The 26,425-nt window shown below is 63.2% G+C and carries 21 protein-coding genes; 10 read left to right on the top strand and 11 right to left on the bottom strand.

All coding sequences use genetic code 11. The features are described 5' to 3' along the window. Positions 1-18 precede the first annotated feature (18 nt). The 7 genes from AT395_RS19060 to ilvD (AT395_RS19030) form a co-directional block, all read right to left on the bottom strand. A complete protein-coding gene (locus tag AT395_RS19060; RefSeq protein WP_224787501.1) occupies positions 19-387 on the bottom strand; it encodes a c-type cytochrome in 369 nt (122 codons plus the stop codon). 107 nt (positions 388-494) lie between these two features. Continuing rightward, complete coding sequence (locus AT395_RS19055) at positions 495-2,042, bottom strand: TolC family protein (protein WP_048628970.1); 1,548 nt, start codon at positions 2,040-2,042, stop codon at positions 495-497. Further along, complete coding sequence (locus AT395_RS19050; protein ID WP_048628971.1) at positions 2,029-4,059, bottom strand: FUSC family protein; 2,031 nt, start codon at positions 4,057-4,059, stop codon at positions 2,029-2,031. The genes AT395_RS19055 and AT395_RS19050 overlap by 14 nt, the downstream gene beginning before the upstream one ends. Then, entirely contained in the window at positions 4,040-5,089 is a 1,050-nt protein-coding gene (mdtN, locus tag AT395_RS19045) for a multidrug transporter subunit MdtN (RefSeq protein ID WP_048628972.1), read from the bottom strand. The genes AT395_RS19050 and mdtN overlap by 20 nt, the downstream gene beginning before the upstream one ends. Further along, entirely contained in the window at positions 5,086-5,403 is a 318-nt protein-coding gene (locus AT395_RS19040) for a hypothetical protein (RefSeq protein ID WP_231606125.1), read from the bottom strand. Before AT395_RS19040 ends, mdtN begins: the two co-directional genes overlap by 4 nt. Before the next feature lie 223 nt (positions 5,404-5,626). Then, entirely contained in the window at positions 5,627-7,300 is a 1,674-nt protein-coding gene (gene ilvD / locus AT395_RS19035) for a dihydroxy-acid dehydratase (RefSeq protein ID WP_048628973.1), read from the bottom strand. A 220-nt stretch (positions 7,301-7,520) separates the two neighbouring features. After that, positions 7,521-9,389 carry a dihydroxy-acid dehydratase gene (ilvD, locus tag AT395_RS19030; protein WP_042115019.1) on the bottom strand — a complete coding sequence of 623 codons (1,869 nt, stop codon included), beginning with the start codon at positions 9,387-9,389 and terminating at the stop codon, positions 7,521-7,523. Between the two features lie 198 nt (positions 9,390-9,587). Between ilvD (AT395_RS19030) and AT395_RS19025 the strand changes: the two genes are divergently transcribed. Together AT395_RS19025 and lgt are read left to right on the top strand one after the other, a co-directional pair. Next, positions 9,588-10,529, top strand: coding sequence for a LysR family transcriptional regulator (locus AT395_RS19025; RefSeq protein ID WP_048628974.1), 942 nt, complete (start codon positions 9,588-9,590; stop codon positions 10,527-10,529). 227 nt (positions 10,530-10,756) lie between these two features. Further along, complete coding sequence (lgt, locus tag AT395_RS19020) at positions 10,757-11,644, top strand: prolipoprotein diacylglyceryl transferase (RefSeq protein WP_042115023.1); 888 nt, start codon at positions 10,757-10,759, stop codon at positions 11,642-11,644. A 112-nt stretch (positions 11,645-11,756) separates the two neighbouring features. On the opposite strand, the gene AT395_RS19015 is transcribed toward lgt, so the two are convergent. Next, positions 11,757-12,428, bottom strand: coding sequence for a GntR family transcriptional regulator (locus tag AT395_RS19015; protein WP_048628975.1), 672 nt, complete (start codon positions 12,426-12,428; stop codon positions 11,757-11,759). A gap of 343 nt (positions 12,429-12,771) precedes the next feature. Here AT395_RS19015 and dctP point away from each other — a divergent pair, with 343 nt between their 5' ends. The 6 genes from dctP to AT395_RS18985 all read left to right on the top strand — a co-directional run bounded on the left by dctP (position 12,772) and on the right by AT395_RS18985 (position 19,912). Next, positions 12,772-13,818 carry a TRAP transporter substrate-binding protein DctP gene (gene dctP / locus AT395_RS19010; protein WP_042115025.1) on the top strand — a complete coding sequence of 349 codons (1,047 nt, stop codon included), beginning with the start codon at positions 12,772-12,774 and terminating at the stop codon, positions 13,816-13,818. After that, positions 13,815-14,405, top strand: coding sequence for a TRAP transporter small permease (locus AT395_RS19005; protein ID WP_048628976.1), 591 nt, complete (start codon positions 13,815-13,817; stop codon positions 14,403-14,405). The genes dctP and AT395_RS19005 overlap by 4 nt, the downstream gene beginning before the upstream one ends. Next, the gene (locus AT395_RS19000; protein WP_042115029.1) at positions 14,402-15,745 is read left to right on the top strand and encodes a TRAP transporter large permease; all 1,344 of its coding nucleotides are present in this window, start codon (positions 14,402-14,404) and stop codon (positions 15,743-15,745) included. Before AT395_RS19005 ends, AT395_RS19000 begins: the two co-directional genes overlap by 4 nt. Before the next feature lie 91 nt (positions 15,746-15,836). After that, on the top strand, positions 15,837-17,405 hold the full coding sequence (locus AT395_RS18995) for a malonyl-CoA decarboxylase domain-containing protein (protein ID WP_237165732.1): 1,569 nt from the start codon (positions 15,837-15,839) through the stop codon (positions 17,403-17,405). Between the two features lie 49 nt (positions 17,406-17,454). Beyond that, positions 17,455-18,255 (top strand): enoyl-CoA hydratase/isomerase family protein, encoded by an 801-nt coding sequence (locus AT395_RS18990; protein ID WP_048628978.1) that lies wholly within the window; start codon positions 17,455-17,457, stop codon positions 18,253-18,255. A gap of 124 nt (positions 18,256-18,379) precedes the next feature. Next, positions 18,380-19,912, top strand: coding sequence for a malonate--CoA ligase (locus tag AT395_RS18985; RefSeq protein WP_048628979.1), 1,533 nt, complete (start codon positions 18,380-18,382; stop codon positions 19,910-19,912). A 165-nt stretch (positions 19,913-20,077) separates the two neighbouring features. On the opposite strand, the gene AT395_RS18980 is transcribed toward AT395_RS18985, so the two are convergent. Both AT395_RS18980 and AT395_RS18975 read right to left on the bottom strand, forming a co-directional pair. Beyond that, positions 20,078-20,785, bottom strand: coding sequence for an SIMPL domain-containing protein (locus AT395_RS18980; RefSeq protein ID WP_042115037.1), 708 nt, complete (start codon positions 20,783-20,785; stop codon positions 20,078-20,080). 200 nt (positions 20,786-20,985) lie between these two features. Continuing rightward, entirely contained in the window at positions 20,986-21,456 is a 471-nt protein-coding gene (locus AT395_RS18975; RefSeq protein WP_048628980.1) for an EVE domain-containing protein, read from the bottom strand. 284 nt (positions 21,457-21,740) lie between these two features. On the opposite strand from AT395_RS18975, the gene AT395_RS18970 reads away from it, so the two are divergent. Further along, positions 21,741-22,529 carry a hypothetical protein gene (locus AT395_RS18970; protein WP_048628981.1) on the top strand — a complete coding sequence of 263 codons (789 nt, stop codon included), beginning with the start codon at positions 21,741-21,743 and terminating at the stop codon, positions 22,527-22,529. A 127-nt stretch (positions 22,530-22,656) separates the two neighbouring features. Here the strand turns inward: AT395_RS18970 and ompA are convergent, their stop codons facing one another. Next, positions 22,657-23,325 carry an outer membrane protein OmpA gene (gene ompA / locus AT395_RS18965; RefSeq protein WP_048628982.1) on the bottom strand — a complete coding sequence of 223 codons (669 nt, stop codon included), beginning with the start codon at positions 23,323-23,325 and terminating at the stop codon, positions 22,657-22,659. Positions 23,326-23,736: 411 nt separating this feature from the next. On the opposite strand from ompA, the gene gyrA reads away from it, so the two are divergent. After that, positions 23,737-26,358: a DNA gyrase subunit A gene (gene gyrA / locus AT395_RS18960; protein WP_048628983.1), complete on the top strand. Its 2,622-nt coding sequence runs from the start codon at positions 23,737-23,739 to the stop codon at positions 26,356-26,358. Positions 26,359-26,425: the final 67 nt, after the last annotated feature.

Raw genomic sequence — 26,425 nt, 5'->3', positions numbered from 1 at the left:
CGATATGACGGCAACGGCTCAACGCGACATGCCGAGAATCCAGCGCGCAAGACGGATGGCCTCGTCCGGCGCAACCTGAGGGCCGGCGGGCATCGGAATGCTTCCCCATTTGCCGCGACTGCCCTCCGTAATGGAGCGGGCGATGTCGTCGACGGCACCGGCCTGCCCGGCATAACGCTTGGCGATCTCCCGGTAAGACGGGGCGAGCAAGGTGCGGTCGGTGGCGTGACACGTCATGCAATTGCGCTCGCGGGCGAGCTTCTCCAGGGCGCGCGCGTCCGAGGCGTCGGCGGGCGGTGCGCTCGTCTGCGCAAGCGCGGCGCCTGCCGCCACCATTAGCCAGGCACCGATCGTCGCACTAGCGGACTTGCCGGCATATTGCTTCATTCGATGTTCGTTTCCGGAGAGTGGAGAGGGAAGTCTGGCCGCAATATAGCACTTGTCTGCCGCTACCCGGATGTCGTGGCCAGCCGTGACGCAACGCAACCCGCCGATCAGTCGATGGCCCCTGTCGCCAACGCGAGCGACGCCGCTGCGGACAACGCATTGCTGTAACTGTCGGCGTAGGCGTTGCGGGCGGCCAATAGCTGGTTCTGAGCGAGCAAGGCGTCGGTGATCGAGCCAACGCCGTGTTTGTAGGCGTCGAATGCGGCGTCGTAGGTCGTCTGCGCTGCCGCCATCAACGCCTTGGCCGCTTCGTGTGCCGACAGACTGGTTTGCAGCATGTTTTGCGCGCCCACGACCTGTCGCACCGCCTCCTCACGACTGCGTTCGAGCCGGGTACTCGCGCTGTCCGCGTCGTTGCGTGCCTGCGCGAGGGCTGCCGAGCGCAGCCCGCCGTCGTAGAGCGGAATCGAGACGCCAATGATCACGCTGCCGCCGTAGCGGCCGCCGCTCAGATTGACGGTCGGCAACTGCTGACCGATGGCGGGCACGGCTGACAGTGAAGCGTTGCCGGTGTTGTAGACGCCGGAGGCCGACAGGAAAACCTTCGGCTTGAAGTCCGACTCTGCCGCCTGAATTTTCGCAAGGTTCGCGCGCTCTGCGGCGTAGGCGCTCAGCACGTCCGGCCGACGTGCAATCGCGGTCGCGACGATCTGCTCGACCGGCTGGCGCAGCGCGGGCGAGAGCGCGTGCACCGGCATGTCGGCAATCTTCGGCTTCGACAGCGGTGAGATGCCCAGCGCCGAAATCAGCGTCAGATAGGTATTGCTCTGCGCGCCTTGCGCCTGCACGAGGGCCAATTTCGCCTGCGCGTAGTTCTGATTCGCTTGCGCGACCTCGATCACTGTCCCGATGCCACGCCGGTAACGCGACCTGGCGGCCTCCGCCACAGCGCCGGCATTCTCAAGGCCTTGCTCGGCCGTCACCATGCGCGCGCGCACTGCCTGGTAGGTGTAAAAGGCGACGCTGACGTCGTACACCACCTGCTGATGCGCCGCAGTGAACCCGATATTTGCCACGACCGAGGCTTGCGACGCCGCTTCCACACGAGCGGCACGTCCGCCGAAATCGAACAACAGCCATTGCAACGCCACCACCGACGTCAATCCATGCGTGGAAGCGCTGGCCGACGAGTCGCCCAGCACGCTGGACGTCGAGTTGTGGGCGGCGGCGTACTGGCCCATCGCGGCCAGCGACAGTTGCGGTAGATAGGCGCTTTTCGCCACGCCTGCCACCAGTGCGGCGTTACGCGCGTTGTTCCATGCAATGCGTGTCGCGGGGTTCGACGTCTGCGCCAGATCGATGAGTTCGGGCAGTGTGTAAGCGTGGTCCTGCTCAAGCGGGGGCGGGGGTGAGACGTTGGCGAGCGCCGGGTTGGCGGGCAGCCGGTAAGTGCCACGATTCTGATAGGTACTGGCCAGCACGGGGGCGCCGGGCCGGATCGCACCGGAGGCGTCCGTATTCGGTTGCCATGGACGATCCGGACGCTCGGGCGCCATGTCGAGCGACGACGTCGCGCATCCCGCCAGCGCGACCAGCGTGAGCATGGCCGCGAGGGAAGTCATCGGGGCAGGCGTGGGCGGATCAAGCCGGCGCATGGGGAACAGGCTCCTTCGTCACATTGTCGTCGTGCATCGCATGGTCGAGTTGGATGAGGCGCGCGTCACCAAGCATCAGCAACGATTGACGCTCCTGATCAGCGGGCCATGACATGGTCGAGGGGGATAACGTGGGGGTAATCGATGCTGCGGAGCCGGTGCGTTCATCGCCATCGAGCCGTGCGTCGAGGCGTGTCAACCAGCCGTCGATGATCGCGTCGGCGGGATGTCGTTCCGCCAGCAGCACCATCGGGCCTTCGAGCGCTTCAAGCTCGGCCAGCACACGCCGGCGCGTCGCCGTCCAGTCCTGTGCGGGACGCACCCACGACGGTTCGTAGTGCGTCAGCGCAATGTCGTTCTGCAAGGCCGCACGTCGGGCCATCGCGCTTGCGGCTTGCGCGCGCAGGAGGCTGGCGGATGGCATCGTCGTCAACGCGCGCCAGCGCTGACGCAACTCGATAAGGGCAGCGTCGACGTGCCCGGCCATGCTCACGGGCCACACGCGGGTGAAGATCAGGTAGACGACAACGTTGCCAATCAGAATGCCGATGGTGCGATCGCGTGCAATCGTCAGATCGAACGCCGGGGCCGGGCCCTGCACGACGCACAGGAAGAAGGCGAACGCGATTTGAAAACCGGCATAGCCGATACGCGGCGAGCCAAACGCAATCCAGGCCGATAGCCACGCACCGACGGCGACCACGCTCAGCAGGCCGGCAATCGTGGTGAGACCGGGGACGACGAACACGATCATCGCAGTGCCCGCCAGCGCACCGGCGATACATCCGGCAATGCGCAGCGTCAGCTTTTCGACTGTTTCGGCGGTCGTGCCGAGCGACACGAGATAGACGGTGATGAAGCAGGTATGAATGCCGGGCCAGTCCAGCAGTGAGTAGAGCAGGTAGCAGATCATGGCGGCGACCGTGGTCTTGAGCGCGTACCGCACATGATCCGGATTGGAGAAGGCATCGGGCAGGAAGAACCCACTGTGCGCCGGTGGTTGGGTGTCGGGCGCGGTCGCAGGGGCATTCACCCTCGTGAAGCCGCTGATGGCGTCGCTCAGACGCCCGACAGCCACACGTGCGAGCGGTGTCAGTGTTGCGAGTGCATCGGATGGTGGCAGCGGCAGGTCGGAGGGGGCAATATCGACCGGGTAGCCACCAGCCTCGAGCATCTCCGCCATACGTTCCAGTGCGCTGGCCAAGGGCGCGGCAAACGTGGCGGGCAGCCGCGCTGTCGGTTCACGGCCGACCAGATCGGCGGCGAGGAGAATGGCAAACGTGGCCGACGTCGCCTGTCGCAACGCGTCGGCGTCGGCGCGTGCCGACGAACCTTCCAGTACCGAGCGCTTGAGCCACTTGCCGATCTCTTCGTCGCCGGCGCTCAGGCAGACGTCTAGCTCGTCGCGCGGGGCGTCTGGGTTGCGCAGCACCTGGGCCGCAATGCGCAATCGCCTCGCCAATTCGTTGCCTGCGAGCTTTCGCGGCGAGGCGCCGATGGCGAGTTGCACGCAGATCGCGGCGCCAATCGGAATCGCGACCATGAGCCATGCGTACAGCAACGCACGCGTGGCGATTTCACCGAGTGGCACGCTGCCAAGCTTGTCGAGCGCGAAGCCGACGATCATCGCGATAATCCCGCCGACGGGGCGCAGCTTGCTGGCCGAGGTGACGAACAGGAGCCCCGCCGAGAGTCCGGCGATGGCGGCGACCCGTACCATCGGGTTGTCAAGCACGAGCGTGGCGATGAACAGCACGAAGCCCACGATGAGGCTCACCAGCACGAGCATTGCCGCACTCATGACGATGCTCGTGACGCGATCCGGGCGAATCAGAAAGAAGACCACATAGGCCGAGAGTGCCGCTTCGGGCGTGCCGTAGGCGGTTGCCACGAGCGTGGTCAGCACGCAGATGATTGCGACCCGGGTTGCCGTCGCCGCACGCCCTGGAAATGGGGCGAGCCACTTCAGCAGATCGTCAAACCCCGGACGCTGCAGGTCACCGGCAGGCAGCGCCATGTCTGATCTCCACGACAGCGCTGGCACCGATGCGGACCAGCCGTTCGGCTGGCTCATGTAATGCAACGCGCACCGGGAACCGCTGCGCCACCCTCACCCAATTCACCGACGCCTGCACGATCGGCAATGCGCGCGGCAGGTTGATGCGTCCGGCGTCGGCGATACCCGCGCCGATCCCCACGACCTTGCCGGCGATGGCCTGACTTCGGTCGATCATCGAGTAGACCGTCGCGCAATCGCCGACCTGAATGTGCGAGAGGGCGCCTTCCCGGAAGTTGGCAACGGCAAACCATTCGTCGGCGTGCACCAGCGTGAAGAGCGACTGACTCGGCGCAACCGTTTCGCCGGAGAGTACGGTGAGCCCCGTGACGTAGCCGTTCTGCGGTGCGCGCACGACGGTGTCGTCGAGGTTGTGCTGCGCGAGGGCGACCGCGGCTTCGCGAGCACGGACGGTCGCCAGCGCACCCGCCTCGTCGCCAACGCTCTGTGCGCTGGCCGCCTTCTGCGCCTTCGCCTGCTTCATCGACAGTTCGGCGTCGCGCTGGGCGACCTGCGCCTGATCGAGTTGCTGCTGCGACACGTAGCCCTTGGCGGCCAGCGGCGTAAGCCGTTCGACATTGCGAGTCGCCAGCGCATAGTTATGCATCGACTTGCTGGTCTGGTCGTCGGCAATCGTGGCGTTGGCCTGCTCGTTGTAGATGGTTTTCTGCCGGGTATCGAGCGCGGCGCGGGCCAGTTCGAGATCGGCGCGCGTCTGGGCCAGCACGAGACGATAGGGAACGGCGTCGATTTCGTAGAGAACGTCGCCCTTCGCGACACGCTGATTTTCCTGCACCGCCAGCCTGACGATGCGTCCGCCAACGGGCGTGGCAACGTGCACGACATCGGCATCGATGGCGGCGTCGTCGGTCGAGGGGAATTGCGTCGAGCGGTAGTTGGCGTAGCAGGCGACGATGATGCCAACAAGGATGATCGCCAGCGCGATCAGCCGTCCTTTGAGCGGGGCTTTGCTTTTGCCGGCCATTTTCATAGCAACTGTCCTGTTCCTACGAGCCAGACGAGGGCTGCCACGGTGATACCGATCGACAGGCAGACGCTGAGCTGGAGCGGCACGATTTGCGTCCATCGCATCGCGACGCTGAGGCGGTGCGCGAGCCATGCGGCGAACAGGCCGATGACGCCGCCCAGAAGCCAGAGGGGAAAGTACGCGCCGAAGAGCTCGCGAGAGGGGGCGCCATGCAATGTGCAACCCTGCAACGGAATGCCGAGGGTCAGCGCCACGGCATAGGTCGCGCGGATTTTACTCGGCCCTGTGCGGGGCGGTGCGGTCGGCTTATGCGGCATAGGAACACTTCACGTCAGTGAAAATGCATCAAGCTGCGAAACGGCATAAAGGCACGCAGGTGCTATCGCCGCCTCTGCAGACGCGACCCGCACCCGGCTGACCACGCGCCCGATGCGCGGATTGTAGCGCTTTCCTTGTTCGTGGGCCAAGCGTGAAAACGGCACGTCCGCCATGTGAGACGGACGTGCCGTTAGCCGTGGTGTGATCGGTATCAGCCTGACATCAGCCCGTCGAGCCGCCCTTGTTGGCCGGCAGAGCCAGCGCTGCGTACTTCGCCAGAACACCCCGCGTGTAACGCGGTGCCGGCGCTTTCCACGCGGCACGGCGTCGCGCGAGTTCGTCGTCCGGTACATTGAGCTGCAACAGCAGCTTGTGCGCGTCGATGGTGATTGAGTCGCCTTCGTGCACGAGGGCGATGGTGCCGCCGACGTATGCCTCCGGCGCCACGTGGCCGACCACCATGCCCCACGTCCCGCCCGAGAAGCGGCCGTCGGTGATGAACCCGACCGACTCGCCAAGCCCCTTGCCGATGATGGCCGAGGTCGGGGCCAGCATCTCCGGCATGCCCGGTCCCCCCTTCGGGCCGAGATAGCGCAGCACGAGAATGTCGCCCGACTGAATCTTGTCGCTGAGGATCGCTTCCATCGCGCTTTGCTCGTCGTCGAACACGCGCGCCGGCCCCGTGATGACCGGATTCTTCAGGCCGGTGATCTTCGCGACCGCGCCATCTTCCGCCAGATTGCCCTTGAGGATGGCGAGATGGCCTTCCTTGTAGAGCGCTTTGTCGATAGGGAAGATGACGTGTTGATCGGCGCGGGGCACCGAGGGCACGTCCTTCAATTCTTCGGCGATGGTGCGGCCGGTGATCGTCAGGCAGTCACCGTGCAGCAGGCCTGCGTCGAGCAGAATCTTGAGCACTTGCGGAATGCCGCCGGCCTTGTGCAGGTCCGTCGCCACATACTTGCCCGACGGCTTCAGGTCGCAGATGACCGGCACACGCGCACGAATCCGTTCGAAGTCTTCGATGCTCCATTCGACGTCGGCGGCGTGGGCAATGGCGAGATAGTGCAGCACGGCATTGGTGGAGCCGCCTGTAGCCATGATGAGTGCCACCGCGTTTTCGATGGACTTGCGCGTGATGATGTCACGCGGTTTGATGTCTTTCTTGACGGCCTCGATCAGCACTCGCGCCGATTCGGCGGCGGAGTCGACTTTCTCCTGATCGGGATTGGCCATGGTCGACGAGTACAGCAACGACATGCCCAGCGCCTCGAATGACGAACTCATCGTGTTGGCCGTGTACATGCCGCCGCAAGAGCCGGTCGACGGACAAGCGTTCTTCTCGATGCCCTTGAAATCGGCCTCGGTCATGCGCCCGGCCGTGAATTCGCCCACAGCCTCGAACGACGAGACGATGGTGAGGTCCTTGCCTTTCCAGTTGCCCGGCTTGATGGTGCCGCCGTAGACATAGATGCCCGGTACGTTGATCCGCGCCAGTGCGATCATGCCGCCCGGCATGTTCTTGTCGCAGCCGCCAATCACAACCACGCCGTCCATCCACTGCCCCTGCACGGCAGTTTCGATGCAGTCGGCAATGACTTCGCGCGAGACGAGCGAGTACTTCATGCCCTCCGTGCCCATGGACATGCCGTCGGAGATGGTCGGGGTGCCGAAAGTCTGCGGATTGGCCTGATGGGTTTTGATGGCGTCGACGGCGGCGTCGGTGAGACGTTGAAGCCCCGCGTTGCACGGGGTGATCGTCGAGTGGCCGTTGGCCACGCCGATCATCGGGTTGTCGAAGTCTTCTTCCTTGTAGCCCAGCGCGTAGTACATCGAGCGGTTGGGCGAACGCGCCACGCCTTGCGTGACATTTCGCGAACGACGGTTGAATGCCATGACGTCTCTCTCCTTGTGGGGATGCGCCACGCCACGAGCCGTCGCAGCGTCGCACATAGGCGTTGTTGTATCACGCTGTCTTGCCGGCGGCATGTCCGGCTGGCGGATGGCCGTCTGATGTCGCTACTGTATTCCTGCCGGGGAGCGGTGGCGAGGCCTTGGCCTTGCCACCGCTCCCGATCCAGTCGATTCACGACTGGCGTACGACCTATCGCGGGTCTCAGCCGCGCTTACCCAGCTTCAGTTGCGACAGATCGCGCACGGCACCGCGGTCGGCGGAGGTCGCGAGTGCCGCGTAGGCCTGCAGGGCTTGCGAGACGACACGCTCACGGCCCACCGGCTGCCATGCGTCGTCGCCACGCGCTTCCATGGCGGCGCGGCGGCGGGCCAGTTCTTCGTCCGACACGGCCAGATGCATTTTGCGCTGGGTGATGTCGATTTCGATCACGTCGCCGTCTTCGACCAGACCGATGGTGCCGCCTTCGGCCGCTTCCGGCGAGGCGTGACCGATCACCAGACCCGACGAACCGCCCGAGAAGCGGCCGTCCGTGAACAGGGCGCAGGTCTTGCCCAGTCCCTTCGACTTCAGGTACGAGGTCGGGTACAGCATTTCCTGCATGCCCGGACCGCCCTTCGGACCTTCGTAGCGGATCACCACCACGTCGCCGGGCTGGACCTTGTCGCCCAGAATGCCTTCCACGGCGTCGTCCTGGCTCTCGAACACGCGGGCACGGCCGGTGAACACCCATTGCGCTTCGTCCACACCGGCTGTCTTCACGATGCAGCCCTTCTCGGCGAGGTTGCCGTACAGCACGGCCAGACCACCGTCCTTCGTATAGGCGTGTTCCTTGTCGCGGATGCAACCGGTTTCGCGGTTCAGGTCGAGCGACGGGTAGGTCGACGACTGGCTGAAGGCGATGGTCGTGGGCACCCCGCCGGGGGCGGCGCTGTAGAACGTTTGCGCCTTATCGTTGGCGCTGTTCTTCACATCCCACTGCGCAATGGCGTTGCCGAGCGTGCCGCTGTGAACGTTACCGCACGACGTGTCGAGCAGGCCGCCGCGGGCGAGTTCACCCAGAATGCCGATGATGCCGCCAGCGCGGTGCACGTCTTCGATGTGGTATTTGTCGGTCGCCGGAGCGGCCTTGCACAGGCACGGCACGTTGCGCGAGATGCGGTCGATATCGGCCATCTTGAAGTCGACGCCCGCTTCCTGCGCGGCGGCGAGCAAGTGCAGCACGGTGTTGGTCGAGCCGCCCATGGCGACGTCGAGCGCCATGGCGTTTTCAAACGCGGCCTTGGTGGCGATGTTGCGCGGCAGGACCGAGGCGTCGTCTTCCTGATAGTAGCGGCGGCAAAGATCGACCACGAGACGGCCAGCCTGCTCGAACAGCCCGCGACGCCAGGCGTGTGTGGCCACGATGGTGCCGTTGCCCGGCAGGGCGAGACCGATGGCCTCGGTCAGGCAGTTCATCGAGTTGGCGGTAAACATGCCCGAGCACGAACCGCACGTCGGGCAGGCGCTGCGCTCGACTTCCGCGACTTCGGCATCGCTGATTTTGGGGTCGGCCGCCTTGATCATGGCGTCGATCAGGTCGATCTTGGCGATCACCTGCCCGTCGCCGTTCTTGACCTTGCCCGCTTCCATCGGACCGCCCGAGACGAACACGACCGGAATGTTCAGGCGCATGGCGGCCATGAGCATGCCCGGGGTGATCTTGTCGCAGTTGGAGATGCAGACCATGGCGTCGGCGCAGTGCGCGTTGACCATGTATTCCACCGAGTCGGCGATCAGTTCGCGCGACGGCAGTGAGTACAGCATGCCGCCGTGACCCATGGCGATACCGTCGTCTACCGCGATGGTGTTGAATTCCTTGGCCACGCCGCCAGCCGCTTCGATTTCCTTGGCCACGATGGCGCCCAGATCGCGCAGGTGCACGTGACCCGGCACGAACTGCGTGAAGGAGTTCACCACGGCGATGATCGGCTTGCCGAAATCGTCGTCTGTCATGCCGGTGGCACGCCAGAGGGCGCGGGCACCAGCCATGTTGCGGCCGTGGGTGGAGGTGCGGGAACGGTATTGAGGCATGGTCGTCTCTGAAACGCTGTGCTTGTGGGATGAACGAAAATCGGGGCCGCCAGGCTCTTTGTGGACTGGATTCGCGCGTTGCGGGTTATGTCGCCAACGTCACGCTTGGCGCCAGTGTCGGCCGGACGTCAAGATTCGTCTTTCCTTGAATGCTTGTCAAATATATTATTTGACTCGGATTAAGTCGAAAAACATATCATGGATCTCCGGCAATTCAGATACTTCGTCGCGGTGGCCGAAGAGCGTCATTTCGGGCGCGCCGCACAGCGCCTGTCGATGACGCAGCCGCCGCTGTCGCAGCAGATTCGCGCGCTGGAGGCGTCGCTGGGCGCGCCGCTGTTCGTGCGGACCAACCGGTCGGTGGAGTTGACGGCGGTTGGCCGCCAACTGCTGCCCGAGGTGCGGCGTATTCTGGCCGACGCCGACGCGCTGCCGGCGCTCGCTCAGGGGCTGGCGCACGGGGAGGTAGGCACGCTCTCGCTGGGCTTCGTCTCCACGGCGGACTACGGCATTCTGCCGCCGCTGTTGCGCGAGTTCGGCGAGCGTTATCCGCGCGTGCGGCTGCAACTGCTCGAAGCCACGAGCGACGTGCAGGTCGAAGCGCTCATGGACGGCCGTATCGACGCCGGGCTCTTCATCCCGCCCGTGCCCGCGCGCTACGCCAACGAGCTCTCCTATCTGCCGATCGTGCGCGAGCCGTTGATGCTCGCGCTGCCCGACGGTCAGGGCGATACGGACGCCGATGGCCAGCCGGGCGACCCGGGCGCCCCGGTAAGTCTCGCCGACTTTGCCGACGAGCCGCTCGTCATCTTTCCGCGTCGCGTGGCGCCTGCGTTCTACGACATCATCATGGGATGCTACGCCGCGCTTGGCCTCACGCCCCGCGTGGGGCAGGAGGCGATTCAGATGCAGACCATCGTGAGTCTGGTCTCGGCAGGCATGGGCGTGGCCCTGGTGCCGCAGTCGCTATGCCATTTGCGGCGCACTGGCGTGACCTATCGCATGCTGCGCGAGACGAGCACATTGATCGAGACGGGTTTGCTCTGGCGAACGGCGGAAGTCACGCCCGTGCTCGAAGGCTTTCTCGAGACGGCGCGAGGTGTGGCGCACACGCCACCGGGGGCGACGCTGACGAGTTGATCGTCAGAACGAAGATGCTGTGCGTTGGCCTGCCGCGACGCAGTGCGCTCGTGGTATTGTGCTGCCCATCCCAAGACATGCCGGGCCGCTCTCCGACGAAGAGACGGTGGACGGTGCGCGGCGTGTCACTCGATGGTGGCAAGGGGGCATGTTTCGCGTTGCACCCGCCGCCATTAGCCGCCATTGCGCCGACGGAACTTTTGTTCACGAATCGATTCTTCTGATCCATGCTGATTCATCCTCAATTCGACCCGGTCGCGATTCATCTCGGCCCGCTCGCTATCCGCTGGTACGGCCTGATGTATCTGGTCGGCTTCATTCTGTTCCTGCTCGTAGGCCGGCTGCGCGTGCGTCAGCCTTCCATCGCCAGTCAAGGCTGGAAGGCACAGGATCTCGACGACATGCTGTTTTACGGCGTGCTCGGCGTGATTCTCGGCGGACGTCTGGGTTACGTGATTTTCTACAAGCTGTCGTTCTATCTGGCGAACCCGCTCGACATCTTCAAGGTGTGGGAAGGCGGCATGTCGTTCCACGGCGGGTTCCTCGGCGTGCTCGTCGCCATGTGGCTGTTCACGCGGCGCCGCGGGCACTCTCTACTCGAGGGCACTGATCTCATTGCACCGATGATCCCGCTGGGGCTTGCGGCCGGCCGTCTGGGCAACTTCATCAACGGCGAATTGTGGGGGCGTGTGACGTCGCCCGATTCGCGTTTCGCGATGCTCTTTCCGCAAGCGGCGGGTGAGGACGCGCAGTGGGTGCTGGCGCATCCGCAAGCCATGGCCGATCAGGCGATGGCGATGGTGTTCGCCCAGTTCCACGGATTGCCCCGCTACCCGTCGCAGTTGTTCGAATTTGCGCTCGAAGGCGTGGCGCTATTCCTGCTGTTGTGGTTCTTTGCGCGGCGCGCCCGTCCGGTCGGCGCCGTATCCGGCATGTTCCTGGTGGGGTATGGGGCGTTTCGCTTCCTCGCCGAATTCACGCGCGAACCCGACGCCTTCCTCGGGCTGCTTTCGTTCGGTCTGTCGATGGGCCAGTGGCTGTCGCTGCCGATGGTGGTGGCGGGCGTGATCATGCTGGTCTGGTCGTATCGCCGCCCGACGACGTCTCGCGTGTAAGGCATAGCGTCGCTCGACACTGCACCGCAGCCTGTTACGTAACATGAAGGGCCGCCGGAGGATTCTCCGGCGGCCCTTTTGTTTGGTACTGGCAGGGGCTCGCTCAGTTGACTCAGCTTGCCTTGCGCTCCAACGCCCGCAACGACGCCATCAGATCGGCGAAGCGTTCGCCCTGCACCGTGACGTGCCCACGAAGATGGTCGGAGGCCGCGTCGGCGTCGCCCGACTCGATGGCGCGAAACACGGCGTCATGCTCCGCGAACGACTGGTGCGGCCGATCCCGCACGCGCAGTTGCAGCCGGCGATAGACGCGCAGCCGCCGGTGCAGTTGCAGCGCGGTTTCCTGCAAATAGGCGTTGTGGCTCGCCTGATAGATCAGCGCATGAAAGCGTGCGTTGACTTCGTAATACGTGTCGATGTCCCGTGCTTCGGCCGCCGCCCGGCTGGCCTCGTGTGTTTCGCGCAATTCCGCCAGTTCGTCTTCGGTGATGCGGCGCGCGGCAAGCCGTCCGCACATCGACTCCAGCTCGGCCATGACTTCGAACATCTCGCACAGCCGCTGGGGATCGATCTGCGCGACCACCGCGCCTCGGCGGGGACGTATCTCGATTACGCCCGACGACGCCAACTGAATCAACGCCTCGCGCAACGGCGTGCGCGACACGCCGAATGCGCTCGCTAGTTCGACCTCGTCGAGCCGCATGCCGGGCGGGTACTCGCCCACGGCAATCTTCTCTTCGATCGCCTGTCGCAGCGCTTCCGATCGCTTCGGTTTTACGGTCATGACGCTCTCGCTCGGTCGTGTGTCGATCCCGTCAAACGGGGCTGAAGTGGGGGGCATCGTTGCCAAAGTACCGCGTGAGCCCGTCGTTGAAGATCGGGGTAAACGCCGAAAATGTATTTTTTGCGGGGTTGATTTGTATACACCGTGATGGATTAACTATACGATTTCAATCCGAGAGCGGCAACTCGCGCACTCGAAACACCCAGAAAACTAAAGCAGTCATCCGTACATGCAGTGCCGGCGAACCGGTGGTGCAGCCGGGACGTGTCTTCCGACATGGGCCGGGCAATGTCAGACACCGGGCTTCGCTGGTTCATCACTGACAGAAGTGACAGGAGACGCCATGGAGACAACCCTTTCCCCGCTGCGGCGGCAACTCATGCTGGGTGCCGCTTCGGCGCTCGTTACCGGCGGTCTGGCCAGCCCCTGGGGTAGCGCATTCGCGCAGACCGGCCCGCTCAAGATTTCGCACCAGTTCCCCGGCGGTACCCTCACTGAAGGCGACTTCCGCGACCGGCTATGCCGCAAGTTCGCCCAGGAAGTGGAGAAGCGCACCAATGGCGCGCTCAAGTTTCAGGTCTATCCGGGCAGTTCGCTGATGAAGACCAACGCGCAGTTCTCCGCGTTGCGTCGTGGCGCCCTCGATCTGTCGCTCTATCCGCTGCCCTATGCGGGCGGAGAAATCCGTGAGCTCAACATCGGTCTGATGCCGGGGCTCGTAACGTCTTACGCGCAGGGCAACGCCTGGCGCAACGGCGAGATCGGCAAGGTGCTCACGGACGTGCTCGCCGAGAAGAACATCGTAATCGTGAGCTGGGTCTGGCAAGCCGGGGGGGTGGCGAGCCGAGCCAAACCTCTTGTCGCGCCCGAAGACGCGAAGGGCCTCAAGGTGCGCGGCGGCAGCCGCGAGATGGACATGATGCTCAAGGAGGCCGGCGCGGCCGTCATCTCGTTGCCGTCGAACGAACTCTATGCCGCCATGCAGACGGGCGCGATGGATGCGGCGATGACGTCGTCCACCAGTCTGATGTCGTTCCGTCTGGAAGAGGTGTCGAAGCATCTGACCACGGGGCGCAACAAGTCTTACTGGTTCATGCTCGAGCCGTTGCTCATGTCCAAACAGATCTTCGACAAGTTGCCCAAGGACCAGCAGCAGGTGATTCTGCAAGTGGGCGCGGAACTCGAGGCGTTCGGCACGGAAGCGGCCAAGGCCGACGACGCGCAGATCGCCAGCGTCTACACCAAGGCCGGTGCGAAGGTCTACGATCTCGACGAGGCCACCGTGATGAAGTGGCGTGACATTGCCCGGCGCACGGCGTGGAAGGACTACGCGAGCAAGTCGGACACCTGCGCGAAATTGCTCGCGCTTGCCGAGAAGGTGCCTGCATGAGCGGGGCCATCGTGAGCGCGGAGCCCACGGTGGCGCGCACTCGCGTGTTGCGGCGGCTCGACGCCCTGTTGCAGGGCGTGAGCCGTCTGCTCATGATCGTGTGCATGCTGGCGCTGGTGGGCGCCGCACTGGTACTCAGTTACAGCGTGTTCGCGCGGCACGTGCTCAAGCTCGCGACCGACTGGCAGGACGAGGCCGCCGTGTTTCTGCTGGTCGGCGCGACTTTCGTTTCCGCAGCGCATGTGCAGCACCTGCGCGGGCACATTGGCATCGAAGCCGTTACAACGTTGCTTTCGCCGCGCGTGAATCGCGTGCGGCGCTGGCTGGTGGACATCGTCACGCTCGCGTTCTGCGGCTTCTTCGCCTGGAAGTCGTGGACGCTGTTCTGGGAAGCCTATGTCGACGGCCAGACCAGCAGTTCGACGTGGGGCCCGCCGCTGTCCATTCCCTACGGTCTCATGGCGTTCGGCATGACGTTGCTCACCGTGCAACTGCTGCTGCAAGTGGCCATCGGCGCCTGCGAGATGGGGACAACGCCGGCGCGCGACGCATCGCCCTCATCAGATCGCAACGGAGGCCACGCATGAGCGAACTCGGCATCGGATTGCTTTACGGCGGCGCCACGCTCGTCGCCATGTTCTCGGGCATGCCCATTGCGTTTGCGCTCGGCGCCGTGGCGGTGGCGTTCATGTTCGGCTTCATGCCGGCCTCATCGCTGGATACCATCACGCAAAACGTCTACGAGGAGATGGCCAGCATTACGCTGCTGTCGATTCCGCTGTTCATTCTGAAGGGTGCGGCCATTGGCAAGTCGCGTGCGGGGCAGGACCTGTACCTCGCGCTGCACGCCTGGATGCGACGGATTCCGGGCGGCCTCGGCATCGCCAATGTCTTCGCCTGCGGGTTGTTCGCGGCGATGGCCGGTTCGAGCCCGGCAACGTGCTCGGCCATCGGCAGCGCCGGCATTCCGGAGATGCGTCAGCGCGGCTATTCGCCGGGGTTCGCCGCCGGCATCATCGCGGCCGGCGGCACGCTGGGCATTCTGCTGCCGCCGTCGATCACGATGATTCTCTACGCGGTGGCAGCGGAGCAGTCGCTTGGGCGCCTGTTCCTCGCAGGGATCGTGCCCGCGCTGCTGCTGGTGGGGTTGTTCTCGTGCTACGCGGCCTGGCGTTACCGGAAGGAGTACGGACTCGCGCAACTCGCGCTTGCACGCGACGGCACGCCGTCGCCGTTCCCGAGCGAGCCGCCGGCCACGATGCGCGAGAAGCTGGCGTTGCTGCCGCGCGTGTTGCCGTTCGTGACGCTGCTCATCGGGGTCATGGCGGCGCTTTATGGCGGATACGCCACGCCGTCGGAGACGGCCGGACTTGGCGGACTGCTGGCGCTCGCGCTCATCGCCGTGATCTACCGCATGTGGAAGCCGCGTCAGCTCGCGCCAATTCTCACCGGCACGCTGCGAGAGTCGACCATGCTCATGTTCATCATCGGCATGTCGTTGCTGTACTCGTACGTGATGAGCTATCTGCACATCAGCCAGTCGGCGGCCCAGTGGATCGTGGGGCTGCATCTGTCGCGCTGGGTGTTGCTTGCCGCCATCTTGCTGATGGTCGTGGTGCTGGGCTTCTTCCTGCCGCCGGTGAGCATCATTCTGATGACGGCACCGATCATCCTGCCGCCGCTGCGGGCCGCAGGCTTCGATCTGGTCTGGTTTGGCGTGGTCATGACGATTGTGATGGAACTGGGGTTGATTCATCCGCCCGTGGGGCTGAACATATTCGTCATCAAGAACACGGCGCCCGATATCGCGTTGCGCGACATCGTGTGGGGTGTCATGCCGTTCGTGGTGTTGATGGTCGTGGCCGTTGTTCTCATCTGTCTGCTGCCGGGGCTGTCGTTGTGGTTGCCTGACCAACTGATGGGATGAAGTGGGCGTGCGCGCGCCGATCGTCCGGCATGTGTCGGACCTGTTTTGATTGCAAGCCATGAGAGAGGAAGCCATGAAGGATGAGCCGATCATGTCAGCCATGTCCGTTCCCGTATCGCTGAGTCTGTCTGCGGCGTCGTCATCGGCGGCAGCAGCAGCATCGTCGTCGTCCTCCTCGCCGGGGAGGAGTGCGCCCGAGAGCGTGGCCGAGGTCAGCGCGCCTGTGCCATCGCCGAAGCCGTCGCTGGGCGAGCGTCTGGGGCAGTGGTTCGGGCGCGGCGCGGGCAAGACGGGCGGGCAGGGCGGCGGTCCGAAGGATGGCAAGGGCGACAGGGGTGACAAGGGTGACAAGGGCGATGGAAAGGTAGTCGCCGAGAAACTGTCGCCGCGCGCGGAGAGTGCACTGCGGCGTCAGTTGACGCAATGTCTGTCGGCGCGGCTGACCGACTCGGCCGCCAACGAGGCGGCGCGAGACTTCATGGCGCGCTACGATGCGGCGTCTCCCGGAGGGCAACTGGCACTGCTCGCGGTCGTGGCCGATATCTGCGCGAGCGACGGCAATGCGCTCGCCGATGCGGGCAAGGACGGTGACGGCGCGAGCGCGAAACGCACCGCCAGTGGACTGGCGGGGGCGCTGGGCAGCGCCCGCGTGCGCTTTCTCAAGCGCTTCAACGCGTTGCCCGACGGCTTGCCGTTCCTTGTGCGCTGGCGCGCCGACATGTTGCACCATCGTGCGGCACTCCCCGGCCTCGCAGCGCTTGAAGACGACCTCGGCAGTCTCTTCTCGACGTGGTTCGACGTCGGCCTGCTGGAGTTGCATCCGATTACCTGGGACTCGCCTGCGTCGCTGCTTGAGAAGCTTATGCGTTACGAGGCGGTGCACGAAATTTCGTCGTGGGCCGACTTACGCAACCGGCTCGATTCCGATCGGCGGTGTTACGCATTCTTCCATCCGCGGATGCCGCGCGAGCCGTTGATCTTCGTCGAAGTGGCCTTCGTCCCCGACATGGCGGCCGACGTGCATTCGCTGCTCGACGAGAAGGCGCCACTCGAAGATTTGCGTCGCATACGGTGGGCTATCTTCTACTCGATCTCGAACACGCAGCCGGGGCTGCGTGGCGTGAGCTTCGGCAATTTCCTGCTCAAGCGCGTGATCGACGAACTGCAAGTCGATTTCCCCAAGCTGCGCAACTTCGCCACACTGTCTCCCATTCCCGGTTTCAACGACTGGCTCAGGCAACTGTCAGCGCAAGCGCTTGCCGAGACGCTTGGCCCGAAGCGGGCGAAGCTGCTGGCGCAGGAGGCGTCGCTGGCCTCGGGCACCACCGGGGCGCAGATGATGACCTGGTTGCAAACGTTGCCGGAGCGCAAGAGCATGCAGGTGTTGCAGCGCAGCCTTGGCGAGGCGCTGGCCGCGCACTATCTGGCACGCGAAACCGTGCGCGGGCAGCCGCGAGATCCGGTCGCGCGATTCCACCTGGGCAACGGCGCACGCGTGGAGCGCATTAATTGGCAGGCGGATCTCTCGAAGAAAGGGGCGAAGCAGTCGTGCGGCATGATGGTGAACTACCTCTACGAGCCCGACGAACTCGACACCAATCTGCAACGCCTCATCGACGGCGAACCGGCACTCGGACGCGCCGTATCGCGCTTGCTCTGAGCCTCATGACTTATGGATACCGAAGTGGCCGCGAACGCCAGACAACATCATGGAGACACGTGTGAGTGAAGTCCTGCGCGACGACAGTTCGCTTGACGAGGGTTGGGTCACACTGACGCTATCGAATCCCGGCAAGCTCAACGCCATTTCGGTGGCGATGTGGCGCGCGTTACGTGCGCATTTGCAGGCGCTTGACGAGGACTCCCGCGTGCGGGCCATTGTCATTCGCGGTGCGCAGGGCAACTTCGCAGCGGGCGCCGATATCGAGGAGTTTCCGGTCGAGCGCGGCAGCTACGATACGTTGCGCCGCTATCACGGCGAGGTGATCGGGCCCACGCTCGACGCGCTGGCGCGTTGCCGGCACCCGAGCGTTGCGTTGATCGAAGGCGTTTGCGTGGGCGGCGGTCTGGAGATCGCCGCGCATTGCGATCTGCGTATCGCCGGGGAAGGTGCGCGGTTCGGCGTGCCGATCAACAAGCTAGGCTTTCCGATGGCGCCCGGCGAACTGCGTGGCGTGCTGGCGCTCGCGGGGCGCGCGGTCACGCTCGAGATCTTGCTCGAAGGGCGCGTGTTCGGTGCGGCGGAAGCGCGCGAGAAAGGGTTGCTCACGCGTGTGGTCGCTGATGAAGCACTCGAAGAAGCGAGCTACACTTGCGCCCGGCGCCTCGCAGCCGGTGCACCGCTTGCGGCGCAATTGAACAAGTGGCTGATCGCCCGGCTTGCACCGCCGGTGCCGCCGTTGTCCGAGGCGGAATGGCAGAAAGCCTTCTCTTATTGGGACTCGCACGATCACCGCGAGGGCGTGGCGGCGTTCCTCGAGAAGCGGCCGCCCGATTTCCGTGGGCGCTGAGTGCCGGCGCCCCCGGGTGTTGCCGATTCACTGACACATCGACACATCGACGCCTCGACGCTTCGACGTTTTCGCTGTATCCCCTGTATCACCTGTATCCACCGTTTCGAATCCGGTTCTGTTTATGACGCAAGACGCCAACCTCTACCGACTCTTTGCCGAACGTTTCCCCGCCGACAAATCGGCGTGCGCCATTGAGACGCCCGAAGGGCTTTACTACAGTTGGGACGACCTCGAGCACGCGAGCGCACGCATTGCGAACCTGCTCGCGAGTCTCGATCTGGCGCCCGGTGCGCGTATCGCCGTGCAGGTCGAGAAGTCGCCCGAAGCACTGTTGCTCTACCTCGCCACGCTACGCGCGGGGTTCGTCTACTTGCCGCTCAACACGGCTTATCGTGAAGCAGAGATCGCGTATTTCGTCGGGAACGCTGAGCCGGACGTCGTAGTGTGCAGCCCGGCGAATTTCGGCTGGGTTTCGAAGATCGCGTTCACAAACGGGGCGAAACACGTCTACACCCTGGGCGACGATCGGACGGGCTCGCTGCTGGAGCGCGCGGCGTGGTTCGGCGATACCTTCGAGACAGTGCCGCGCTCGCCCGACGACCTCGCCGCCATTCTCTACACCTCGGGCACGACGGGCCGCAGCAAGGGCGCGATGCTCTCGCACGGCAACCTTGCGAGCAACACGCGCGTGTTGCACGCGTTCTGGGGCTGGGGCGAGCGCGAAGGGGGCGACGTGCTGCTGCACGCGCTGCCGATTTTCCATGTGCACGGTCTGTTCGTCGCGAGCCATGCTGCCTTGTATTCGGGCAGCAAGATGATCTGGCTGTCGAAGTTCGATGCGCGCGAAGTGTTGCATCAACTGTCGCGCGCCACGGTGTTCATGGGCGTGCCAACTTACTACGTGCGGCTATTGGCGGAGCCGGGACTCACGCGCGACGCGTGCCGCAACGTACGGTTGTTCATTTCGGGTTCGGCACCGCTGTTGCGCGAGACGTTCGATGCTTTTCGCGAACGCACCGGGCACACGATTCTGGAGCGCTACGGCATGTCGGAGACGATCATGCTCGTCTCGAACCCGTACCACGGCAATGCCGCGAGTGTGCGCCGCGCCGGCACCGTCGGCGTGCCGCTGCCGGAGGTGACGGTTCGCGTGGTGGGCGATGACGGCCTGCCGTGCGCGCAGGGTGACATCGGCCATATTCAGGTGAAAGGGCCGAACGTGTTTGCCGGGTATTGGCGCATGCCGGAAAAGACGGCAGAAGAATTTACGGCCGACGGGTTCTTCAAGACGGGCGACGTGGGCAAGTTCGACGAGGACGGTTACGTGCACATCGTGGGCCGCTCGAAGGACCTCATCATCTCCGGCGGATACAACGTCTATCCGAAGGAGATCGAGGGCTTTATCGACGAAATGGACGGTGTGGCGGAGTCGGCTGTGATTGGCGTACCGCATCCGGACTTCGGCGAAGCGGTGGTGGCGGTGATCGTGCCGCGCGACGGGGCGCCGGCACCCGATGAGCGCACCGTGATCGACGCACTCAAGCAACGCATCGCCAATTTCAAAGTGCCCAAGCGGGTGCACGTCGTCGCGGAATTGCCCCGCAACACGATGGGCAAGGTGCAGAAGAACCTGTTGCGCGAGCGCTTCAAATAAGCGTGCCGCGTGTTAACGTCGCTGCGTCACGTTGTCGCAAGTGGCAACGCGGCAACGCGGCAATGTGCCGCCGACATGAAAATGCCGCCCTCGTTGGGGCGGCATTTTGTTGGCATGGCCTGACCGGCGCGTGCTAGCGTCAAGCGGCCGGCAACCCGGCCCGACTTACTTCATTTGCACGGTGCCCGAAACCGTCACGGTCACTTGTGTCTTGCCGCCTTCGAGTTGCATCGGCGGCGCGGCAGCGGCGTCGGCGCTCATGGCCATAGCCTTCATCGCGTACGGACGCGGCATCATCGGAGCATTCGAGCCGACCTGCACCTGACGGATCGTATAGCTGCTGTAGCCGAAGGCCTTCGTGTTGTTCTGCGCCTGATCGCGGAACGCCTGAATGGCCTGGTTGGTCAGCTCGGCCTGAGTCTTCTCCTGTGCTTCACGCGAGAGCGAGAACGACACGCCGTCCATTTGCATCTGATTCGAGATCTGGCTCGCGAGTCGCGACGCCGCGCCGAAATCTCTCGACGTCATCTGCAACTCGGTGCGGCCGCGCCATGCCGTGATCTTGCCGTCCCGATTGGTCGTCGGGTAGAGCGAGACGTTGCCCGTCTGCACCTGCACGCCGCTCTGCCCCTTGGCGACGGACATCGCGCTATTGGCCTTTTGCGTGAGGTTGCGCGACACGGTGGCCGCATCCGGCCCCTGCTCCTGGGCAGACATCGTGATGTGCACGGTGTCCTGTTCGACTTCCTTCGTGGCGTGCGCTTCAAGACCCAACACGCCCGAAACCTGACGGTTCGCGTCGTCACCCGACTGGGCGTAGGCTGCATTGGCGGCGGTGGCAATCAGAAGAGCAGCAGCGAGAGATTTGCGCATAGTTTTGTCCTTTTTCGAATGTTAGTTCGCATCTTACCGACGAACGTTTGACCGATTGCCGGCACCGCCTTCGCGGCAGCCCTCTTAGCTCGATGAGACGATAAGTGGGTGCGCACTATGCGTTTGCCGGCAACGTTATACAGACGCTATCGCAGCAATTTTGGTTCCCGGTCGGTTTTCCTGGCGTTCAGCGAGTTCCTCTAAGCTTTAAGTAAGTGCTTGGTGATGAACTTCCAATGCTCAGGCGAGACTGGGGTGATCGACAGGCGGTTACCGCGTGCCAGAACGAGCATGCCGTCCAGCTCGGGTGTCTGGCGCATTTCGGTGAGAGGCACGAGCCGTGTTTTGCGATCGAGTTTGACGTCGACCAGCAACCAACGCGGCGATTCCGGCGTCGACTTGGGATCGAAGTACGGACTTTTCGGGTCAAACTGGGTGGGATCGGGATAGGGCGTCGAGGCAACCGTCGCGAGGCCGGCGATACCGGGTGCCGCACAGCTTGAATGGTAGAAGAGCACACCGTCGCCCACTTGCATGTTGTCGCGCATGAAATTGCGCGCCTGATAGTTGCGCACACCGGTCCACGGAAGGGTCTGATGGCTGGCGCTGGCGAGATCGTCGATGCTCGCCTCCTCGGGTTCGGACTTCATCAACCAGTAACGTTGCGTCATGACGTTTCGGAGTTTAAGTGGGTGCAACAGCAACAAACATCGCTCAAACGCCCTCGAAGGTGACGCGTTTGTAATCGATTGTTTGCCGCGCTGCGATATTTTGCCAAATCCTATACTATGCCTTCGTGACCTTCGTGTGACGTTTAACGTGGTGTATGGAACCATGATGCGGAGGCTGGAAGTTGCAGTGCACAACGCGTTCGTCAGCCTTCCGTTCGCGCCCGTCGCACTTACGTGCTTGAGCGAAACATGTTCAATTCCCTATGCCGATAGGAGAGTGTGTCATGGCAGCAGAGCCGTCTGTCCGAACCAATGCGTTCATCTTCTATTCTCTTGCCACGGTGTCGTTCATCGAGACCAGCGTCCCGGAGTTCGTCTCCACCCTCAATCAGATGTATGGCGACGACGACGAGATGAGAACGTGGCTGCGCGATACCTGGCTGCCCGAGGAGGTCGAACACGGGCGCCTCGCCAAGGACTATATCGCACGCGTTTGGCCCGAGTTCGACTGGCCGAATGCCTATGACGCTTTTCTGGCCCGTTACAAGCCGCGTTGCGAGGTTCAGTACATGCGGCCGTCGCTGGCGCTGGAGGCGCTGTCACGCTGCGTTACGGAGACGCAGACGGCGATGATCTACCGCTGCCTCGAGTCGTACATGCCGGTCGAGGAGCTCAAGCAGATGATGCGTAAGCTGAGTAACGAGGAGGTCGGCCACTATCGCTATTTCCGCAAGACCTTCGATAGGTATAACGCTGTGGAGCAGCATGGCGTCATCAGCCGGTTGCGCACCATGGTGGCGCGCAGTGAGTTGGTGCGCGACGAGGACATTGCGTTCGCATTCGAACCGCTCAATCACTTCTGGCGTTCGCCGCCGCCGTTCGAAACAATGACCTGGGAGGCCTTCCTGGCCATGTCGGGCGACGTGATGAAGCAGTACATGCCGGTCGAGGCGGCCACGCGAATGATGTTCAAGCCGCTGGAGACCGGGTCGTGGTGGCGTGACCGCCCGGTCAAGGCGCTGATGTCGTTTATGGTGAAGCGTCAGTATCCGCAGTTGGGCAGCGAGGCCTGAGGGCGGGTTTTCCGCCGTTCGTCGCGGGTTCGCTTGGGTGACGGACGAAAAAGCGGCGCATGACGGAGAACGATGGACGAAAAAAAACCCCGCCGAGGCGGGGTTTTTTCGTAGTCGGCGAACCGTATTACTTGTTCGTGCCGACGACTTCGACTTCCACGCGACGATCCGGTGCCAGGCACTTGATCAGCTGACCGCGGTTCTTCTGGTTGCAACCAGTCGTCACCGGGTTACGCTTGCCCTTGCCTTCCGTGTACACGCGGTTAGCTTCGACGCCCTTGCTGACCAGGTAGGCCTTCACAGCTTGAGCACGACGCAGCGACAGGCGGTCGTTGTACTTGTCCGAACCGATGCGGTCGGTGTAGCCCGTGGCAACCACGACTTCGAGGTTCAGAGCCTGAACCTTGCCAGCCAGGTCGTCCAGCTTGGCCTTGCCTTCCGGCTTCAGGATAGCCTTGTCGAAATCGAACAGGGCGTCAGCCTGATAGGTCACCTTCTGCGAGACCGGAGCCACCGGAGCGACCGGGGTCGGTGCCGGTGCCGGGGCCTGAGCGATGATCGAGCCATCGCACTTGGCATTGGCCGTGGCCGGGGTCCAGTAGGCATCGCGCCAGCAGAGTTCGTCCGAGCCGTTCTTCCAAACCCACTCGCCGCTGCCGTTCACCCAGTTGTCGTTGACTGCTTGCTTCGAGGCCGCAATCGGGCCCGGAGCGGTCTGGACGTAGTTTTGGGCCATAGCCGAAGCAGCCATCACTGCGGTAGCTGCAACGATCGCGAGCTTAGCGAATTTATTCATATTTCTCCTCTCGAAATGAGATTACCGCAGGTTTACTGCGAGCCTAGACGACGGAACCAAAGTCTTACATCGCTCGAAGTATAACATCGGCAAGTGCGCGAAAGCATGACCCATGCACTTCGAATAATGTCTAACTTATGCCACGGCATTTTGCCATAGCGCTCCCGCCAGACGTGAGCAAAACCCCAAGTTTGCCGCCCGTCGTGGCGCAGTTGTGGTTTGAGCGCAACACCTTTTGAGGGCCCTCGCCAACCGTTTCATTTCATATCGTTGCCTGACATTTTGGCGTGCCAGACATGTCTTGTGCATTGCATCACGCTCGTTTCGGATGCCTATGACGGGCATGTTAGAATCCGAAGATCATATCGCCGGCAGCCGCCTATCGCGATTAGGGCTTGATAGACACGAATAATGGATCAGTTCGCCAAAGAAACTCTCCCGATTTCGCTCGAAGAAGAAATGCGGCGGTCGTATCTCGATTACGCCATGAGCGTGATCGTCGGCCGCGCTTTGCCGGACGTGCGTGACGGCCTGAAGCCAGTTCATCGCCGCGCACTGTTCGCCATGCACGAGTTGAACAACGACTGGAACCGGGCGTACAAGAAATCGGCACGTATCGTCGGTGATGTCATCGGTAAATACCACCCGCACGGCGACGCCTCTGTATACCACACCATCGTTCGTATGGCCCAGCCGTTTTCGCTGCGCTATATGCTGGTCGACGGCCAAGGCAATTTCGGGTCGGTCGACGGCGATAACGCCGCTGCAATGCGATACACCGAAGTGCGCATGGCCAAGATCGGCCACGAACTGCTCGCTGACATCGACAAGGAGACCGTCGACTTCGGTCCGAACTACGATGGCAGCGAAAAGGAACCGCTGATCCTGCCGGCCCGTATCCCGAACCTGCTGCTCAACGGTTCATCGGGGATTGCGGTCGGCATGGCGACGAACATCCCGCCTCATAACCTGAACGAAGTTGTCGATGCCTGTCTGCATGTGCTGCAGAACCCGGATGCCACCGTCGACGAGCTGATCGAGATCATTCCGGCGCCGGACTTCCCGACCGCCGGCATCATCTACGGCATTTCCGGTGTGCGTGAAGGCTATCGCACCGGCCGTGGCCGTGTGGTGATGCGAGCGAAGACTCACTTCGAAGATATCGATCGCGGTCAGCGCGTGGCGATCATCGTCGACGAGTTGCCGTATCAGGTGAACAAGCGCTCACTGCTCGAGCGGATCGCCGAACTGGTCAACGAGAAGCGTCTTGAGGGTATCTCCGATATTCGTGACGAGTCCGACAAGAGCGGTATGCGCGTCGTGATCGAACTCAAGCGTGGCGAAGTACCTGAGGTCGTTCTCAACAATCTCTATAAGCACACGCAACTGCAAGACACGTTCGGCATGAATATGGTGGCGCTGGTCGACGGCCAGCCCAAACTGCTGAACCTGCGCGAAATGCTGGTGCATTTCCTCTCGCATCGTCGCGAAGTGATTACTCGCCGCACGGTCTATGAGCTGCGCCGTGCTCGCGAGCGCGGCCACGTGCTCGAAGGTCTGGCGGTAGCGCTCGCTAACATCGACGACTTCATCGCGATTATCAAGGCCGCTCCGACGCCCCCGATCGCGAAGGCTGCGTTGATGGAGAAGGCATGGGATTCGTCGGTGGTACGCGACATGTTGTCGCGGGCAGAGACCGAGTCGCAGGGGGGGCGTGAAGCCTTCCGTCCGGAGGGGCTCGACCCCGCAGTCGGCATGCAGGCGGACGGCATGTACCGCCTGTCGGAGACGCAGGCGCAGGAAATCCTGCAGATGCGTCTGCAACGCCTGACCGGTCTGGAACAGGACAAGATCGTCTCCGAGTACAAGGAAGTGATGGCGCAGATCGCCGACCTGCTCGACATTCTGGCGCGTCCGGCACGTGTGACGGCCATCATCAGTGAAGAGCTGACGGCCGTGCGCGCAGAGTTCGGCGATGCTCGCCGCTCGACTATCGAACACAATGCTACCGAACTCGACACGGAAGATCTGATTACCCCGCAGGACATGGTCGTGACGCTGTCGCACTCGGGCTATATCAAGTCGATGCCGTTGTCCGAGTATCGCGCCCAGAAGCGTGGCGGACGCGGCAAGCAGGCGGCGGCCACGAAGGACGACGACTGGATCGACACGTTGTTCATTGCGAATACGCACGACACGATCCTCTGCTTCTCGAACCGTGGCCGTGTGTACTGGATCAAGGTTTATGAGGTGCCGCAGGGTTCGCGGAACTCGCGCGGTCGTCCGATCGTCAATATGTTCCCGTTGCAGGACGGTGAGAAGATCAACGTGGTACTGCCGGTCAAGGAGTACACCGAAGATCGCTTCGTGTTCATGGCAACGAGCTTGGGAACGGTCAAGAAGACGCCGCTCGCGGCTTTCAGCCGTCCGCTCAAGAAGGGCATCATCGCGGTCAACCTCGATGATGGCGATGTGCTGATCGGCGCGGCCATCACCGACGGTGCGCACGACGTCATGTTGTTCTCGGACAGCGGCAAGGCGGTGCGTTTCGACGAAAACGATGTGCGCCCGATGGGACGTGAGGCACGCGGCGTTCGCGGCATGCAGCTCGAAGACGGTCAAACGGTCATCGCGCTGCTGGTCGCCGAGAACGAACAGCAGTCGGTGCTTACGGCCACCGAAAATGGCTACGGCAAGCGCACTTCGATCACCGAATATACGCGCCATGGCCGTGGCACTAAGGGTATGATTGCGATCCAGACGAGCGAGCGCAACGGCCGGGTGGTCGCGGCGACGCTGGTTGAGCCGGATGACGAGATCATGCTGATCACGACTGGCGGGGTGCTGATCCGTACGCGTGTTTCAGAAATTCGCGAAATGGGCCGGGCCACGCAAGGGGTGACGCTGATCAGCCTGGATGAAGGCACGACGCTCTCAGGCCTGCAACGCATCGTTGAGTCCGACGCCGAAGTTGTCGAGAATGGCGACGTGCAGGGCGACGATGAGACGCCGGAAACGGATGTCACGGAGTAATACTGACGTAACTCGATGTAATCTACGGGTGCATTGCCCCGAAAAGTCAGTAGAATCTGGCCCGATG

The organism is Pandoraea apista (genome assembly GCF_001465595.2).
Taxonomy (GTDB): Bacteria; Pseudomonadota; Gammaproteobacteria; order Burkholderiales; family Burkholderiaceae; genus Pandoraea; species Pandoraea apista.
This window is presented reverse-complemented; position numbering and strand designations above follow the sequence as displayed.